The organism is Paraclostridium dentum (genome assembly GCF_048568265.1).
Lineage (GTDB): Bacteria > Bacillota > Clostridia > Peptostreptococcales > Peptostreptococcaceae > Paraclostridium > Paraclostridium dentum.
In genome coordinates this window covers 1,205,228-1,221,403 of the sequence record NZ_CP183813.1, presented here as the reverse complement: position 1 = coordinate 1,221,403, position 16,176 = coordinate 1,205,228, and the positions used below count along the sequence as shown (strand labels likewise).

Genomic DNA, 16,176 nt, shown 5'->3' with positions numbered 1-16,176 from the left:
TTATTTTACAAACTTATTTACAAAGTTTATCATCATCACTTTAAATATACCACTGTAATCAACTACTTGAGCTATTTTTTGATTATTAGCTGCCTCATCGTTAAAGTTTGCTATCTTAAAACAAAGCTCGCCGTTAATTTTTTCTATTATATATCCAAAATCTCTAACTTGAGAAATTTCTAAATCTCCCATATCACAATCTAATTCTGTTATAGTTTCTCCATTTGCACATAATATACCTTGAGAATACGAACTTGAATCTACTCCAAACATAACATATAGACTATTATTTTCTAATGTATTTAATATATCTTCTTTATTAAGATTCTCTTTATTTAATGTTTGTTTTTCCTCTTTTACAAAAAGTCTATCTGTAAGTGAGCTTTTTCTCATTATAGATGGTATATATTCTTTATCTATAGCTTCATCTAAAGATTCCCTTGTTGTTTTTATGAAATTCTCTATATCAAAGTTTTTTTCATTTATTTTTAAAATATTTAAATTTTCTATGTTTTCTTTTGGTATATACTTTACCACATTTTGAAACACATCATATATATCACAAATCTCATAACCTTTTTTTATATAATTTAGCTTTATTTCATATTCCTTATCAAAATCGTTTAATAAATTATTTAATTCATCTTTATTTTCACTATCTTTTATACTACTCACAAAAGGAATAATTTTATTTGGCTTCATTAAAAATGTTTCAAGTGGTTTTATAGTTTCATTTGCCTCATTTATATCAGCTTCTTCAAATGCTCTTTCTATACCATCCTCTAAAAAAGCTACTTCAACTTCCATTTCATACTCATCTTTAGGTATAGTGTTTGTTCCAACTGGATACATTACTATTAATTTACTTTTATCATATACATATCCAAATGAATATGCTATATCTAAACTATTACTCATACTTATCGCTCCTAATCTTTTGTCTATATTTATTCTAATCTATAAAAGAAAGTACTTCTTCTATAGGTTTTCTCTTTGGTCTTGGATGTTTTTTATCACTTGGTACTCCTAATGGAGTCATACATACCAATTCAAATCCTTCTTTTTCAAATTGCACACAATTTTTTATTTCTTCTCTAGCAAAGTTAGGTCCAGCCATCCAACATGTTCCATAACCTAACGCACTAGCTGCTAACAATATATTTTCCATAGCCGCGCCTATATTTTGTATTCCAGGATCTGAAAATAAAGCTTTTTTCTTTTCTTCTTTACTTGCACCGATTAAATTTAGTACATTATATTCACTATTTGGATAATCACTACCATATACTAGTATTAATATAGGTGCATTTTTAAATACTGTATAATATGGTAACATTTTTCTAAATGAATCTCTAGCTTCTTCATCACAAATTTTTTCTGATAAATCAAGTCCCTTTTTTTCAACAATGTTTGCAATTGATTTTACTTTTTCTTTATCTGTTACTACTACAAAGTGCCAATTTTGAAGGTTTTTTCCGGAAGGTGCATAAGTTCCTGCTTTAATTATCTCAATAATATCTTCTTTAGGAACTTCCTCTTCCTTATAACTTCTTATACTAACTCTATCATAAATAAAATCTAACCTTTTCATTATACCATCTCCCTTTATTTATTTAAATTAGTTTATTTTTAATATAATTATATAACTTATATGCTTTGTGTGATTAAATACTTATTAATTTTTCAAATAAAAAATTTTATGATTTTAAATATCCTTAATCTAATAATCAATTAGTATTTCAAAGTAATTTATTTATCTCTAAAAAAACTACTTAATTTGTTATATGAAGTTTTTGTAATTTCAATAACAAATTAAGTAGTTTTTTATCTAAAATGGAAGCATAGCTTCATCCATATTAACTTTTTCACCTTCAAATATGTCAATTCCATTTACTTGTTTTTTACTATGTTCTAGTAAGGTAACATTATAAGTAGTAATTTTAGTGCTATATCTTCTATTTTCTTCTTTATCTAAATATTCATCTATTCTAAGTTCTCCTTTTACAGATACTAAATTTCCTTTTTTAATTTTATTTGCACATATGTCTGCAGCTTCTTTCCAAGCTTCAATTCTTATAAAATCTGTTTTTTGACCTTTGCTTTCTTTTTTTGATTTTCTATCAACAGCTAATGTAAAATTTGTAACAAGTATGTTCTTTTCCCCTACATATTTAACCTCTGGGTCTTTAGTTAATCTTCCAACTAATATAACACTATTCATTTTATTTTCCTCCTATCACTTCAATCGATTTATATTTCAATTATAGCCAAACATTTGTTCTTTATACATTTATTGTTATTTATTTCAAACCAACTATATCTTGTATGATATAATCTAAACTATAAATAATTTGGAAGGTGATTTAATGAGTACTGATAGTAACTTTTTCTCTAAAATGTTTAGATGTTTTGGTGGATCTAAAAAAGAATTTAAAAATGAAGTAATGGAGGCTCCAGATGAACTTCCTATAGCCTACATTGATGTAGAAAATATAGGAGTTATTGAAGCTGAGCTTTATCCTCATATTGCTCCAAACACAGTAAATAATTTTATTTATTTGGCAAACAATAATTTTTATGACAATTTAACTTTTCATAGAATTGTAAAAAACTTTGTTATTCAAGGTGGATGTCCTGAGGGTTCAGGCATGGGTGGCCCAGGTTATTCAATAGAAGGAGAATTTAATAAAAATAATTTTAGGAATGATTTAAAACATACAGAGGGTGTTTTATCTATGGCTAGAAGTCAATCTAAAAACAGTGGAGGTAGCCAATTTTTTATAATTACTAAATCTGCTCCTCATCTTAATGGAAAATATGCTGGTTTTGGTAAAGTAATAAATGGAATGGATTTAGTTTATAAAATAGAAGATTTAGGAAGTAAGGGTACATTATTTGTTATTAAATCTATAAAAATAGATACTAAAGGTGAAACTTACAATGAACCTATAAAATATAAATAAAAAGCTGCAAAAGCAGCTTTTTTAATTATATTATAAAACTTCAACTTTTAAACTTTCTAAAACTTCATCCATAGTCTCTTTACAAACTCTTACCATCTTTTCCATATCATATTTGCGTATAACATATGGAGGGTTAAAGTAAATTACATTTCCTAACGGTCTTAATAGTACACCTTTTTTAAGTGCTTTTTGATATATCTTATATCCTACTCTAAGATCTGAATCAAATCCAAGTTTAAGATTTTTATCTTCAACTAATTCAATTGCATTGATAAGACCTATAGAACGTATTTCCCCAACATTTTTATGTTCTTTAAAATTTTCATTTAAAAGATTTGTAAAATATTTTGCTTTTTCTTCATTCTCATATAATACATTTTCATCTTCAAATATATTTAAAACTTCATTTGCTATACTGCATCCTATAGGATTTCCTGAATATGTGTGGCTATGCATAAATGCTTTGTATGTATTGTAATCATCATAAAACGCATTATATACACTATCTTTAGTAAGAACTAAAGCCATAGGAACATATCCTGCTGTTAATCCTTTTGATAAACACATAAAATCAGGAGTTATATCTGCATGTTCACATGCAAACATTTTTCCTGTTCGCCCAAATCCAACAGCTATTTCATCTGCGATTAAATGTATATCATACTTATCACATAACTGTCTTAATTTTTTTAAATATACAGGTGAATAAATCTTCATACCTGCTGCACCTTGTAACATAGGCTCTATTATTATTGATGCAATTTCTTCATGACTTTCTTTTACATAGTCTTCCATACTTTCAAAACATTCAGCATCACAAGTTTTTCTTTCTTTATTATATTTACATCTGTAACAATCTGGTCCATCTACTCTTTTAGTGTCTAACATAATAGGCTTGTACACTTTACTATATAAATCTAAATCTCCAACAGAAAGAGCCCCTATAGTTTCACCATGGTATGCATCTGTTATAGCTACAAACCTCTGTTTTTTTGTATTTCCAACTTGAGCATGATATTGAAAACTCATTTTCAAAGCGCATTCAACTGATGCTGATCCATTATCTGTAAAAAACACTTTATTCAGACCATTTGGCGCTAAGTTTATTATTCTTTCACAAAGTTCTATCGCTGGCTTATGTGTAAAATTCGCAAATATTACATGTTCCAATTTATTTATTTGATTATTTATAGCATTATTTATCCTTTTATTTGAGTGTCCAAATAAATTACACCACCAAGAGCTTATAGCGTCTATATATTCGTTCCCATTTATATCATATAAATATATCCCTTCACCCTTTTCTATAACTATTGGCTTAAAAGTTTCATAGTCTTTCATCTGAGAACACGGATGCCATATGTATTTTAAATCTTTCTCTAATAAATTCATTTCAATCCCCCAATATTATTGTAATATTTTATCTAAATCAATATTAATATCATCACTTTCATTTTGATACTTAGGAATAAAGGCAACTATATTGACATTAGTAAGTTTTTCTATAACTTTCGCATTATCAACATGAACTATATTGTTTTTATCATACTCATTTAATATAATTCCTCTTATCTTTATATTTTTTTCTTCAAGGTACTTAACTGTTAGTACAGTATGATTTATCGTACCTACAGATGATCTTGCAACAACTAATACTTCAAAATCTAGTAATTTTATTATATCTTCTAATAATATACACTCTCTATCATCAATTTTTATGGGGCAAACTATACCTCCACTTCCTTCTGCTAATATAAACTCATACTTATTTGATAAATTCTCAAAATCATATTTTATTTTTTCTAGTTTAATTGTTTTATCTTCAATAACTGATGCTAAGTGTGGTGAAACTGCCGTTTTAAAAGTGTAGGATACCATTTCATCATAATTCGAATCAATACCTGAAATATCACATACATACTTTGCATCTCCAGGAATTAATTTATTTTCTATTTCATCTGCACCACTTAAAGCGGCTTTAAAATATGTAGCATTTATATTACTTTTTACTAAGCTTTTCATTATCATAGCGCTTATATAAGTTTTTCCAACATCTGTGTCTGTACCTGTAATAAATATACCTTTACTATTCATCAAATCCCCCCCTTATAATTTAAATCCTAAAGATTTAATCATTTCGATATCATTTGAAATTGTATTTCCACATGTAGTTAGTAAATCTCCTGTTATAGTTGCATTTGCACCACCTTCAAATGCAATACGTCCAAAGTCTGTTAATAAATTTCTTCCTCCTGCTAACCTTATGTAGCTTTTAGGGTTTATAAATCTAAAAATAGCTAATGATTTTAAAAACTCATCTTCTGTTATAGGATTTTCTATATTTATGCTTGTTCCTTCAATATAATTTAAAACATTTAATGGAATTGATTTTATATTTAAACGTCTTAATTCAAAGGCCATCTCTATCCTATCTAGTTCACTTTCTCCAAGTCCAAAAATCCCTCCACTACATACTTCAAGCCCCACTCTTTGTGCACCCTTTATAGTGTTTATTTTTTCATCATATGTATGAGTTGTACAAATTTTTTCAAAATATTGTCTCGAAGTCTCTAGATTATTATGGTATCTTTTTACTCCTGATTTTTTTAGTTTACTCAAAGCATTCTGATCTAATAGCCCGTGTGATGCACATGTTTCAATACCAACCTCATCAACTATACACTTATATACTTCACAAATTTTATCAATTTCTTTTTCACTTAAATTTTTACCTGATGTAACAATTGAATATCTTTTAACTCCTTTTTTCTTGTGATATATTGCATCATTTTTTAAATTATCTTTACTTAATAAAGGATATATTTCTATATTAGTTTTATGATTAGATGATTGTGAACAAAACTTACAATCTTCACTGCATTTTCCACTTTTACCATTAACTATAGCGCAGATATCAAATTCATTTTTTAAATAAAAGTTTCTAATTTCATCTGCATACTTAAGCAAGTCTTTAGTTTCATATTTCAAAAGTTCTATAGCTTCTTCTTTATTTATTTCGTATCCATTTTTTATATCTTCGCAAATTTTGTGTATCATTTTGAAGCCTCCTCGAAATACTCGATTTTACTTAAATTGTAATTCTTAATTTATTTTTAGTCAACCGTTATATTTTTATGGTTAACATTAATCTGTGAATTTATTTGAAAACATAAAAAAAGCCGCAAAAGCGGCTTATATGTATATGCAATTTATTTTTCTTCTTTTTTAAAATACTCATACCATATATTAACTATTTCTGAAGTTTTTAAACTCTCCAATTTTTTTCTATTTATTGGATGTCTCCTAATATTTACAGAATGTAAATCTCTTATTAATTGGCTTTTCATAAATTTTCCCCCTTTGTTATAATATAAATCTATATTAAAATATATTGTCCATATATAAAAAAAATTACTAAAATTTATATTAAATAAAAAAACTCCACTTATAATAAAGTGGAGCCCAAAATTTATATTATGCACCCTTAACAATATCAGCTATAAATCTATCAAAATTTCTTCTTTGGTTATGCTGATTTCCAGGGTAAATTTCATTTGAAGCTACAGTACTATTTAAAACTTGTGGAGTTAAATAGTACATTTCATAATATGAACCCTTTTCATATAAATATCTTAATATTTTTCCAGTTTCAAGTAAAGCTTCATAATGCTTTCCATTAGAGAATCCTCTTATTCTTGATTTTGGTAAATAATCATCTTGAAAAAATAGAGACTTAGCTAGCCAACCTTCTTTCCCAATTCCTCTTCTTGTAGATGCTGTTAATGCTGAATTAATAAAATCTGTAAATTCTGTAAATGGACCAGTATGAGTTTTTATACCTACTATAGGATACCATAAACCTTTCATTTTACCATTATTAGTTCCTGATGATCTATAAAAAGGTAATGTTACTCTTTCTGTTTCACCATCATATTGTATATCTACATCTATTAATCCAATCATTCTAAATGGTTCAATATTATAAATGTTAGCCCTAAAACTTTTATTGTGTATTTTTACTATCTCTATTGAACTAATTGACATATAAACCACCTTAAATTAATTAGTGTTTCTTAATTTTAAATTTTCTAAGTCTCTCCTTATGTCTTCAATACTTTTATATGGTTCTTTAATTGACATAAGTTTTTTTAGAAAAACAGATTCATCTTTGGTAAGGTCCAGTTCATCGTACCATGGTCTCTCTACATAATCTACTGGTTCATAGGTTGTGTAATACAAGTGAATTAGAAAGTCTCCTAAAAACCAATAATCCACCTCTTTTTTATATCTTTTTTCATCCATATATCTAGCTAATCCAAAATCAATTAATGCAAGATTTCCATCTTGTTTTAATATAACATTTGGTAACCTAATGTCTCGATGAACTATTTTATTTTCATGAAGTATTTCAATTATATCTAAAAGTTGTCCTCCTACTTTGTAAATATCTTCCCTAGTAAAAGTACAACTATCTCTTACCAAAATATCCTCAAATACAGGCCCTTGTATATACTCTAATATATATCCTTCCCTATCTTCATCCTTAAATTTGCATATAAACTTAGGAAATGCTGGGTTATTTATTTTTCTTAATATTTCTTCCTCATAGAAAAGTTTTGACCTGCTTTTTTCAATCATTTCACTTTTAAGTTGTTTAATTACACATTTTTCAAAATCTTGATTTTCACCCAAATAAACAATCCCATATCGCCCTTGTCCTATTAAATTTATTATCTTAAATCCATTGACTATTTCACTTTTTTTATAATGCTTGTCCATATCATCATTTATAAATTTCAATTATCTTGAATAGCTATATGAGTTGCTATATGAGTTACTATTTGAATTGCTATTTGAACTATATGAATTACTATTCGGACTATATGAGTTACTATTTGAATTGCTGTATGAGTTACTATATGAACTATATGAGTTACTATTTGAATTGCTATTTGAGTTACTATATGAACTGTATGAGTTGCTATTTGAATTACTATTTGAGTTACCTTTTTTGTAATATCTGCTACCATTTTCAGAGTTTGATCTTAAAAAGTCCATAAATTACACCTCTATAATATATATTATCTAAACATCTTAGTATTTAGATAATATATATTATGATAATTTTCGGTTTTATGTGACATATTTTGTGTTTTATAATAGTTAATTTATATATTAACAAATAAAAAAAGAACCTTTTCATAGGTTCTTTATTTTTAAATACTATTTAGCGATTTCAATTCTGTTAGCTTCTCCAACTTGAACAGGTCCTTCTACAACTTTAATAGATTCATTAGAATCTAAGTTTGTAAATATAACTGGACTTATTGATGACTTAGCATTAGCTTCTATAAATGGTAAATCCATTTTAACTAATTTATCTCCAGCTTTAACTTCATCTCCTACATTTACAAATACTTCAAAGCCTTCTCCTTTTAAATTAACAGTATCTATACCTAAGTGTATAAGAACTTCTTTACCTTCTGTAGATTCTAATATTACAGCATGCTTAGTTTCAAATACTACACCTACTTTACCATCTACAGGTGATACTATTATTCCATCAGATGACTTCATTGCAAATCCATCACCCATCATCTTAGTTGAAAAAACCTCGTCTGGTACTTTAGTTATATCTAATAGTTCTCCATTTGTAGGTGATACTATTCCTTTAACTTGTTCTTCATTTTTTGATTTTTTAAATATATCAAATAAGCCCATTTTCTACACTCCTTAGCATTAAATTACGTTTTCACAAACAATAAAATTAAATTCAATTTAATTACATATATTATTATATAATTATTTTTTTGTAGAATCAAGTTATTTTATTTATATTAGGATAACTTTTTCTCAATTTATTTTTTGCAATTATATAGATATATATTCATTATTTTGTTAAGCAAAATACTAAAACCCCTTCTTTATTTTAATTAGATTCAATACGTTTTTGCAATTTTATTTATCTCTCATTCATTTATTTTTTACTTCAGATAACGTTTTTCTTTATTTTACAAGTATTTTTCTTATTGATTTATTTCAAATTTCATTATATAATTTTAAAAAATGCATAATTTAATTTAGAAAATTTCTTTTTCAAGAATTCAATAAATTATTTTTATATTAGGAGGGATTTATTTGAGTATTTTAAATGATATAGTTTTATCATTAAATGACTTTTTATGGTCTTATGTTTTAATTGCTTTACTATTAGTTCTAGGAGTGTATTTTACTTTAAAAAGTAACTTTGTACAATTTAGATACTTTAAAGAAATGATTAAACTTTTAGGTGCCTCTAGCACTAACAAGAAAAAAGGGCAAATATCATCTTTTCAAGCCTTTTGTATAAGTACAGCTTCAAGAGTTGGTACTGGTAATATAGCCGGTATCGCTATAGCTATTACTTTAGGAGGTCCTGGTGCAGTATTTTGGATGTGGCTTGTAGCTTTAATAGGTGGTGCTTCTAGTTTTGTTGAGTCTACTCTTGCGCAAATATATAAAGTTAAAGATGGCGATGGGTTTAGAGGTGGTCCTGCATATTATATAGAAAAAGGACTTAACAACAAATTTATGAGTATTGTTTTCTCTGTACTTATAACAGTAAGTTTCGGATTTGTATTTAATGCAATACAATCAAATACAGTTGCTCAAGCTTTCCAATCAGCTTTTGGTATAGATAAAGCTATCATGGGTATATTACTTGCTGTTTTAACAACTGTTGTAATCTTTGGAGGAGTTCATAGAGTTGCAAAAATCTCAGAAGTTATAGTTCCTATATTTGCAGTTGCATATATTTTAGTTGCAATGGTTGTTATCTTATTAAATATACAAAAACTACCTGAGATATTTACACTTATAATGGAAAATGCATTTGGATTACAAGCTATAGCAGGTGGTGGGTTAGGAGCTACTATGCTTATGGGTATAAAAAGAGGTCTATTCTCTAATGAGGCTGGTATGGGTAGTGCCCCTAATGCAGCAGCTACTGCAACGACTTCTCACCCAGTTAGCCAAGGTTTAATACAAGCACTTGGTGTTTTCACAGATACTATAGTTATATGTAGTTGTACTGCATTTATAATATTAACTTGTGGTGATTATGCAACATCTAATTTATCAGGTATACAATTAACTCAATACGCATTATCATCACAAATAGGTTCTATAGGAAATTACTTTATAGCAGTTTGTATATTCTTATTCGCATTTAGTTCAATAGTTGGTAATTACTACTATGGTCAATCTAATATAGAATTTATAAGTGGTAGTAAAGCTTTATTATCTACTTATAGAATAGCCGTTGTAGGTATGGTTATATTCGGTTCTTTAACTGCAGTAGATATAGTGTGGAATTTAGGGGATTTATTTATGGCATTAATGGCTATTATAAATCTATTTGCAATAGCTAAGCTTAGCAAATTTGCATTCTTAGCACTTAAAGATTATACTAATCAAAAAAAATCTGGAATAAAGGAGCCTATATTTAAATCTTCATCAATAGATGGTTTAGTAGGTTGTGAATGTTGGCAAGACAAAGACGACAGCAACGATAACGATATAGAAACAGCATAAGAAAAAGTGGATATCATATTGATATCCACTTTTTAAGTCTCTTTTACTATTCCTTTTCTATATGCTAGAAGTAATAATTTCAAATCATTTATACGCTCAACTATTTCTTTTCCTGCATCTGTATCTCTTATGTATTTTCTTTTTTTATTTCTTTCCACAATAGATGTAATTGATAATATATCACTTTCTTCAAATATAACTTGCTCTGTGTTAGTAAAATGTTGATGTGATACAAGTTGTAAGCTATATGAGTTGTATATTAATGTATATCCAGCTATACCAGTTTTTTGCTGATAAGCTCTTGAGAATCCACCATCAATAGCTATTAATTTACCATTTGCTTTAATGGGACTCTCTCCTTTTTTACACTCAACAGGAACATGTCCATTTATAATATGAGAATCTTCACTATCAAGATCAAACTCTCTAAATATCATATTGCACATATTTTCAGTATCTCTCAACTTAAAGTATGAGTTTTTATTTTCCCTATGTGTCTCTTTGTCTGATATAAAGTATCTTTCAAATGTAGCCATGTCATCCTTTCCAAACAACGGAGAAGCCTCCCCAGTCCATAAGTACCACATTATATCCATACCATACTCTTTTTGCTTATTTCCTTCTCTATAGAAATATCCTTCTCTTGCTAATGAATCAAACTTATCCATTAAATCTTTACCTCTATATGCATTCCCTTCTATTGTAAATGTTTTAAATGTACCATCTTCATTTAAAGGAATACATCCATGAAATAGTAAATTAGAATTACATTTTAAATATATGCTTCCTTTTGAAAATAAAAAAGACGTATGTTTTTGAAGTTTTTCACTATTTACAAAAGATGACTTTAACTTCTCGATAACAACTTCTTCTTCTTTAGTTAATTTATAAGGATTTTTAGGATCTACTGTAGGAAAGTTATTATCTTTTATTTTATAACTTTTTCCTTTTATATTTATAGTTCCATTTTCATAGTTAATTTTATCTAATAAACATCTATGTTCCATTTTAAATTCTGGCCTTCTCTTTACAACCTCGTTTTCTAATTTAAACTGTATAATAGATATAGCTTTATGCATCTTAGCTATTAATGATATTTCACTTGTATTGTATTCACCTTCTGATATTTTAGGTAAAAAACATTCACAAGGATCATCTTTATATACATTTAAAGCAAATGTAGCTAAGGGCAATATATTTATCCCATATATATCTTCAATTATGTCTAAATTAGCATATCTAGCTGAAATTCTAAGAGCATTAGCTATACAAACTTTTTGACCTGCCGCAGCTCCCATCCATAAGATATCATGATTTCCCCATTGAATATCCACACTATGGTAATCCATCAAAGTATCAATTATAGCATCAGGTCTAGGCCCTCTATCATATATATCACCTATTATATGTAATCTATCTACCACTAATCTTTGGATCAACTTGGATATTGCTATTATAAATTCCTTAGATCTATCTATATCAATTATAGTATTTATAATTTGTTGATAATATTTTTTCTTATGATCTATATTGCAATCTGTATTTAAAAGCTCTTCTATTATATATGCAAAATCTTTAGGAAGATACTTTCTTACCTTGTCTTTAGTGTATTTAGTTGATGCGTATCTACACAGTTCAACTATTCTATGAAGTGTAACTCTATACCAATCATTTATGTTTTTTTCTTCTTTTAATACTATCTCCAACTTTTGTTCTGGATAATATACTAGTGTAGCTAATGCCTTTTTTTCGCTCTCCATAAGAGAATCTCCAAAAAGCTCTTCTATTTTTCTCTTAACTACTCCCGACCCATTTCTTAACACATGTACAAAAGGCTCACTTTCTCCATGAATATCTGATAAAAAGTGTTCAGTCCCCTTAGGTAAATTCAAAATTGATTCTAAATTAATTATTTCTGTTGAAGCTTGAGAAATCGTAGGATATTGTTTAGAAAGCAGATTTAAATATCTTATATTTTCTCTGCATACTTTTTCTGATATTTCTAAACTCATTTTATTCCCCCCTATCTTTTATATTACATACTAATTATACCATAAGTACTATTTAAACATATAATACTAAAATTTTTGCTTTTTTAATTAATGAAATATTCAATTGTGTCATAATATATACTCAATATGTTATAAAAATTCAACTTAACTCTATCAATTTCATCTATTCATAAAAAAAGCAAGATGATTTCATCTTACTTTTTTAATATTTGAATATATTTCATTTTCACTTGACTTACTATATCTCTAACTTCTTTTATATTGAACAGCAAACTTAATATCAAATATACTATAGCCCCTACAGAACTAGTTATAATTAATCCTACAAGTACTAATTTTTTAGTTTCATGTGTATAGTTCCCCCCTAAAAACATAATTAATGTGTATAGTTCTTTACATATAATACCCATTATTATAGAGGCTACAATAGATTTTAATCCTGTGATTAAGCTACTTTTAATTCCTAATTTACCAACTTTTCGTCTTAAAGATATTATAAGAAGTAAAGCCCCTACTGTGGTTGCAATAGAAGTAGATAAAGCTAGACCGCCTATTCCCATAACTCTCACCAATAATATAGAAAAAACTATATCAATAACAACTGCTACCATAGCATTTTTTACCGGTGTCTTTGTATCTTGTAAAGAATAAAACCCTCTAGAAACTATATCTCTTATCCCAAATGAAACCATACCCAAAGAATAACAAAGTAGTGCTGTAGATGTAAGCTGAGTATCTCTACTAGTAAATGATCCACCTTCAAATAATAACTGAACTATAGGTTTTGAAAATATAATCATCCCTACCATAATAGGAATCATAACTATCATCACAATATCTATACATCTTCCCAAGCTACTTTTAAAAGCTCTCATATTTTTTTGACTTGCAAATTTAGAAAGTACAGGATACATTATTGTGGATATAGATATAACCAATACTCCTACAGCAAATATATTTAACTTATTTGCATAATTTAATGCTGTTATACTCCCTGTATCTAAGCAAGATGCTAATGTTCTGTTTATAACACTATTTATTTGGTCTACATACGATCCTAAAAAAACAGGTAAAATTAAGTAAATTATGCTTTTAACATTTTCATCTTTAACATCAACTATTAGCCTATGTTTATACCCACATTTCTTTAAAAATGGTATTTGAAAAAGAAGTTGTGCTATATATGCAAATAAAGTTATCCAAACCATTGTATATGAATTTGTCATACCTCCAATAATTATAGCTAATATACATATTATATTAAAAGGTATTGATAATACTCCTGATATATAAAACCTTCCATTTGCTAATAAATAAGAAGATACTAATCCATTTGCTGCTATAAATACAATAGATGGCATTAATATTTTTGAATATTCTACTGTTATTCTTAGTTCCTCTCCTTTAAATCCCATAGCAAATAATTTTACTATATATGGAGTAAATATACTTCCTAAAAATACAGTTATTAATCCCAAAATCACAACTATATTTAAAACATTACTTGTAAACTTATTTACGCCTTCTTGCCCTTGTTCTTCTTTTATTTTAAAAAACATCGGTATATAAGTAGTTCCTAATGATGAACTTATTCCTGTGAATAATACAACAGGTATGTTAAGAGCTGTTATATAAGCATCTGTTATAATACTGGCGCCAAAATTTTTAGCTAATATTATATCTCTGAAAAATCCTGTAACCTTAGATATTAGCGTTATAATCATCAAAACAACTGCTGATTTTTTAGTTTTTGACATATGTAAATTTCCTTCTTCCTTTTTCTTAACTATATAATAGAGGTTCCGCTCTACTCTATTAATTACATGTTTTTACTAACTTTATTTCCACAGCATGCACAGAAATTTGCATCTTCACTTATTTCACTTGAACAAAATTCACAAGTTTCAAATTCAACTTCTTCTTTTATTTTTTTACCGCATTGGCTACAAAACTTACTTTCATCATTTAAAATATTTCCACACTCACACTTAATACTATTTTTAAATTGAATTTTTTCAAGTTTTAAATTACATTCATATATAATTTTATCAAGTTCAACCATATTATCAAATACATTAATAAGTTCTTCATTAATTATATTTTCTTTTCTAACCATTTCATAAAGTTTCATCCCTGCATCAACAAAAATTTTAGTTTTATCTTTTTTTGCTTTTTCTATCTCTTTATTTAATTTATTTTTTTCCTTTATACTCTCTAACGATAATTTCTTGTTATTTATATTAGATTTTATACTATTCATATCTTTCTCCTATTCCTTATTCAACTTATATCCAATACTTATCAATATATAACTATACACAAACGATATAATTAGTCCTATAATAGTGCTTGATCCTATATATGAATACATATCATAATTTTGAGATTCTAATAAAGATAAACTCCCACTAGTATCTATCTTACTTAAAAAAATAGAACTAGCTATTATCATAGAATATACTACACTAAAATATTTTATATATTTTTTATTATTGACTCTGCCCTTTAAATCATAACCAGATACAACTAGTATAACTATATTTAAAAGCATTATTGCATATATCAATAAAACCATACTATTGTTTAAATATAGATTTACATCTCCCATATTAAATATAGATATGATAGAATTTCCTAATACAACTGGAATTAAATTAACAAAATGCAATATATATAAAGCAAGTTGTGGATATGCTACTACCTCACTTAACCCATTTCCAGTTAAAAATATTTTATTGAAAAACATTCCTAAAACTATTAATAGTAGTATTAGTAAATATATAAATCCCACAGTCTTTAAAGCCCTATTAAAAACATTAAATTCTACTTTTTTATCTCTAGTTTTTGAATACAAAGCTATATATATAGGAAGAAAAGATATTATTATCCCATTTAAAAGACTTCTTAAAAAGCTGTATTTAACAACTATGGACATAGTGTAATATTCCCCCATAGATAAATTAATAAATTGCTTTCCTAGTATAGAAATAACCCCTAGAATTAATCCATAAATAAAACTTAACATAAAAGCTTCTTTAATAATATCTTTGTCTTTTAAAAATTCTTTTTTTATAAAAAACAAACTAGAAACTAAAATTGTTATAAATGGTATTATTAAAATACTTATCAAACTCATACTTATACCTATATTGCCAAGTCCTATAACAGATGATGATACAATCTTTAATGGAACTAAATTTAACGCTAAAATAATACTAGATATATTTAAAAATTTATTTACTTCTAACCCTGCAAAATTTATAAATAGTTTTATCCATATAGATATTACAAATAGTGCGCAAATAGAAAATAATGGAGCTAAACTCCTTCTTTTAATTTCAAAGTCATTTATCCATATTTTAAACTTTTCTTTTTTATTCAAATCTCCATCTAATAAATTATATAGAGTTAAATTTTTTTCACTTTCACTTGTTAATATTAATTCATTCCCACATTCTTCACAATATAAACTTGAATTATTATAAACTTTACCACATTCATTACATACTTTTTCATAATTTAGTTTAATTGAATCAATTTCCAAATTAGATAAATCATGTCCATCTGTTTCACAATAATTTTTATGATTTGAAAAAGTTAAGTCATTATTTTCATTATTCATACTTTTC

Annotated in this window: 17 protein-coding genes; 2 read left to right on the top strand and 15 right to left on the bottom strand. The window is 26.8% G+C overall.

Features of this window, described 5'->3' with window-relative positions; all coding sequences use genetic code 11:
- From ACN6I1_RS05410 to ACN6I1_RS05400, 3 genes are all read right to left on the bottom strand, one after another.
- A complete protein-coding gene (locus ACN6I1_RS05410; RefSeq protein WP_419743010.1) occupies nucleotides 1-918 on the bottom strand; it encodes a hypothetical protein in 918 nt (305 codons plus the stop codon).
- Nucleotides 919-952: 34 nt separating this feature from the next.
- The gene (locus tag ACN6I1_RS05405) at nucleotides 953-1,591 is read right to left on the bottom strand and encodes a nitroreductase family protein (protein WP_419743009.1); all 639 of its coding nucleotides are present in this window, start codon (nucleotides 1,589-1,591) and stop codon (nucleotides 953-955) included.
- A gap of 237 nt (nucleotides 1,592-1,828) precedes the next feature.
- Nucleotides 1,829-2,221 (bottom strand): single-stranded DNA-binding protein, encoded by a 393-nt coding sequence (locus tag ACN6I1_RS05400; protein WP_021429220.1) that lies wholly within the window; start codon nucleotides 2,219-2,221, stop codon nucleotides 1,829-1,831.
- Nucleotides 2,222-2,444: 223 nt separating this feature from the next.
- On the opposite strand from ACN6I1_RS05400, the gene ACN6I1_RS05395 reads away from it, so the two are divergent.
- Nucleotides 2,445-2,963 (top strand): peptidylprolyl isomerase, encoded by a 519-nt coding sequence (locus tag ACN6I1_RS05395; RefSeq protein WP_419743293.1) that lies wholly within the window; start codon nucleotides 2,445-2,447, stop codon nucleotides 2,961-2,963.
- Nucleotides 2,964-2,993: 30 nt separating this feature from the next.
- On the opposite strand, the gene bioA is transcribed toward ACN6I1_RS05395, so the two are convergent.
- The 8 genes from bioA to ACN6I1_RS05355 form a co-directional block, all read right to left on the bottom strand.
- Nucleotides 2,994-4,355: an adenosylmethionine--8-amino-7-oxononanoate transaminase gene (gene bioA, locus ACN6I1_RS05390; protein ID WP_419743008.1), complete on the bottom strand. Its 1,362-nt coding sequence runs from the start codon at nucleotides 4,353-4,355 to the stop codon at nucleotides 2,994-2,996.
- A 15-nt stretch (nucleotides 4,356-4,370) separates the two neighbouring features.
- Nucleotides 4,371-5,057, bottom strand: a complete 687-nt coding sequence (gene bioD / locus ACN6I1_RS05385) for a dethiobiotin synthase (protein WP_220796862.1) — start codon at nucleotides 5,055-5,057, stop codon at nucleotides 4,371-4,373.
- A 12-nt stretch (nucleotides 5,058-5,069) separates the two neighbouring features.
- On the bottom strand, nucleotides 5,070-6,020 hold the full coding sequence (gene bioB, locus ACN6I1_RS05380) for a biotin synthase BioB (protein WP_419743007.1): 951 nt from the start codon (nucleotides 6,018-6,020) through the stop codon (nucleotides 5,070-5,072).
- Nucleotides 6,021-6,172: 152 nt separating this feature from the next.
- Nucleotides 6,173-6,310 (bottom strand): DUF2639 domain-containing protein, encoded by a 138-nt coding sequence (locus tag ACN6I1_RS05375; protein WP_220796860.1) that lies wholly within the window; start codon nucleotides 6,308-6,310, stop codon nucleotides 6,173-6,175.
- Nucleotides 6,311-6,437: 127 nt separating this feature from the next.
- A complete protein-coding gene (locus ACN6I1_RS05370) occupies nucleotides 6,438-7,007 on the bottom strand; it encodes a hypothetical protein (RefSeq protein ID WP_419743006.1) in 570 nt (189 codons plus the stop codon).
- Nucleotides 7,008-7,022: 15 nt separating this feature from the next.
- Complete coding sequence (locus tag ACN6I1_RS05365) at nucleotides 7,023-7,763, bottom strand: serine/threonine-protein kinase (RefSeq protein WP_419743005.1); 741 nt, start codon at nucleotides 7,761-7,763, stop codon at nucleotides 7,023-7,025.
- Nucleotides 7,760-7,993, bottom strand: a complete 234-nt coding sequence (locus ACN6I1_RS05360) for a hypothetical protein (protein ID WP_419743004.1) — start codon at nucleotides 7,991-7,993, stop codon at nucleotides 7,760-7,762. Before ACN6I1_RS05360 ends, ACN6I1_RS05365 begins: the two co-directional genes overlap by 4 nt.
- Before the next feature lie 193 nt (nucleotides 7,994-8,186).
- Complete coding sequence (locus tag ACN6I1_RS05355) at nucleotides 8,187-8,669, bottom strand: PTS sugar transporter subunit IIA (protein ID WP_419743292.1); 483 nt, start codon at nucleotides 8,667-8,669, stop codon at nucleotides 8,187-8,189.
- Nucleotides 8,670-9,077: 408 nt separating this feature from the next.
- Here ACN6I1_RS05355 and ACN6I1_RS05350 point away from each other — a divergent pair, with 408 nt between their 5' ends.
- A complete protein-coding gene (locus tag ACN6I1_RS05350) occupies nucleotides 9,078-10,535 on the top strand; it encodes an alanine/glycine:cation symporter family protein (RefSeq protein WP_416389350.1) in 1,458 nt (485 codons plus the stop codon).
- A 32-nt stretch (nucleotides 10,536-10,567) separates the two neighbouring features.
- On the opposite strand, the gene ACN6I1_RS05345 is transcribed toward ACN6I1_RS05350, so the two are convergent.
- The 4 genes from ACN6I1_RS05345 to ACN6I1_RS05330 all read right to left on the bottom strand — a co-directional run bounded on the left by ACN6I1_RS05345 (nucleotide 10,568) and on the right by ACN6I1_RS05330 (nucleotide 16,169).
- Complete coding sequence (locus ACN6I1_RS05345) at nucleotides 10,568-12,547, bottom strand: fructose-1,6-bisphosphatase (protein WP_195945831.1); 1,980 nt, start codon at nucleotides 12,545-12,547, stop codon at nucleotides 10,568-10,570.
- A gap of 194 nt (nucleotides 12,548-12,741) precedes the next feature.
- Complete coding sequence (murJ, locus tag ACN6I1_RS05340; protein WP_419743003.1) at nucleotides 12,742-14,304, bottom strand: murein biosynthesis integral membrane protein MurJ; 1,563 nt, start codon at nucleotides 14,302-14,304, stop codon at nucleotides 12,742-12,744.
- Between the two features lie 62 nt (nucleotides 14,305-14,366).
- Nucleotides 14,367-14,807, bottom strand: a complete 441-nt coding sequence (locus tag ACN6I1_RS05335) for a zinc ribbon domain-containing protein (protein WP_419743002.1) — start codon at nucleotides 14,805-14,807, stop codon at nucleotides 14,367-14,369.
- Between the two features lie 9 nt (nucleotides 14,808-14,816).
- The gene (locus ACN6I1_RS05330; RefSeq protein ID WP_419743001.1) at nucleotides 14,817-16,169 is read right to left on the bottom strand and encodes a hypothetical protein; all 1,353 of its coding nucleotides are present in this window, start codon (nucleotides 16,167-16,169) and stop codon (nucleotides 14,817-14,819) included.
- Nucleotides 16,170-16,176: the final 7 nt, after the last annotated feature.

Coding starts and splice junctions, on each gene's coding strand:
- ACN6I1_RS05410 (WP_419743010.1), bottom strand. CDS start 918: ATGAGTAATAGTTTAGATATAGCATATTCATTTGGATATGTATATGAT.
- ACN6I1_RS05405 (WP_419743009.1), bottom strand. CDS start 1,591: ATGAAAAGGTTAGATTTTATTTATGATAGAGTTAGTATAAGAAGTTAT.
- ACN6I1_RS05400 (WP_021429220.1), bottom strand. CDS start 2,221: ATGAATAGTGTTATATTAGTTGGAAGATTAACTAAAGACCCAGAGGTT.
- ACN6I1_RS05395 (WP_419743293.1), top strand. CDS start 2,445: ATGGAGGCTCCAGATGAACTTCCTATAGCCTACATTGATGTAGAAAAT.
- bioA (WP_419743008.1), bottom strand. CDS start 4,355: ATGAATTTATTAGAGAAAGATTTAAAATACATATGGCATCCGTGTTCT.
- bioD (WP_220796862.1), bottom strand. CDS start 5,057: ATGAATAGTAAAGGTATATTTATTACAGGTACAGACACAGATGTTGGA.
- bioB (WP_419743007.1), bottom strand. CDS start 6,020: ATGATACACAAAATTTGCGAAGATATAAAAAATGGATACGAAATAAAT.
- ACN6I1_RS05375 (WP_220796860.1), bottom strand. CDS start 6,310: ATGAAAAGCCAATTAATAAGAGATTTACATTCTGTAAATATTAGGAGA.
- ACN6I1_RS05370 (WP_419743006.1), bottom strand. CDS start 7,007: ATGTCAATTAGTTCAATAGAGATAGTAAAAATACACAATAAAAGTTTT.
- ACN6I1_RS05360 (WP_419743004.1), bottom strand. CDS start 7,993: ATGGTAGCAGATATTACAAAAAAGGTAACTCAAATAGTAATTCAAATA.
- ACN6I1_RS05345 (WP_195945831.1), bottom strand. CDS start 12,547: ATGAGTTTAGAAATATCAGAAAAAGTATGCAGAGAAAATATAAGATAT.
- murJ (WP_419743003.1), bottom strand. CDS start 14,304: ATGTCAAAAACTAAAAAATCAGCAGTTGTTTTGATGATTATAACGCTA.
- ACN6I1_RS05335 (WP_419743002.1), bottom strand. CDS start 14,807: ATGAATAGTATAAAATCTAATATAAATAACAAGAAATTATCGTTAGAG.
- ACN6I1_RS05330 (WP_419743001.1), bottom strand. CDS start 16,169: ATGAATAATGAAAATAATGACTTAACTTTTTCAAATCATAAAAATTAT.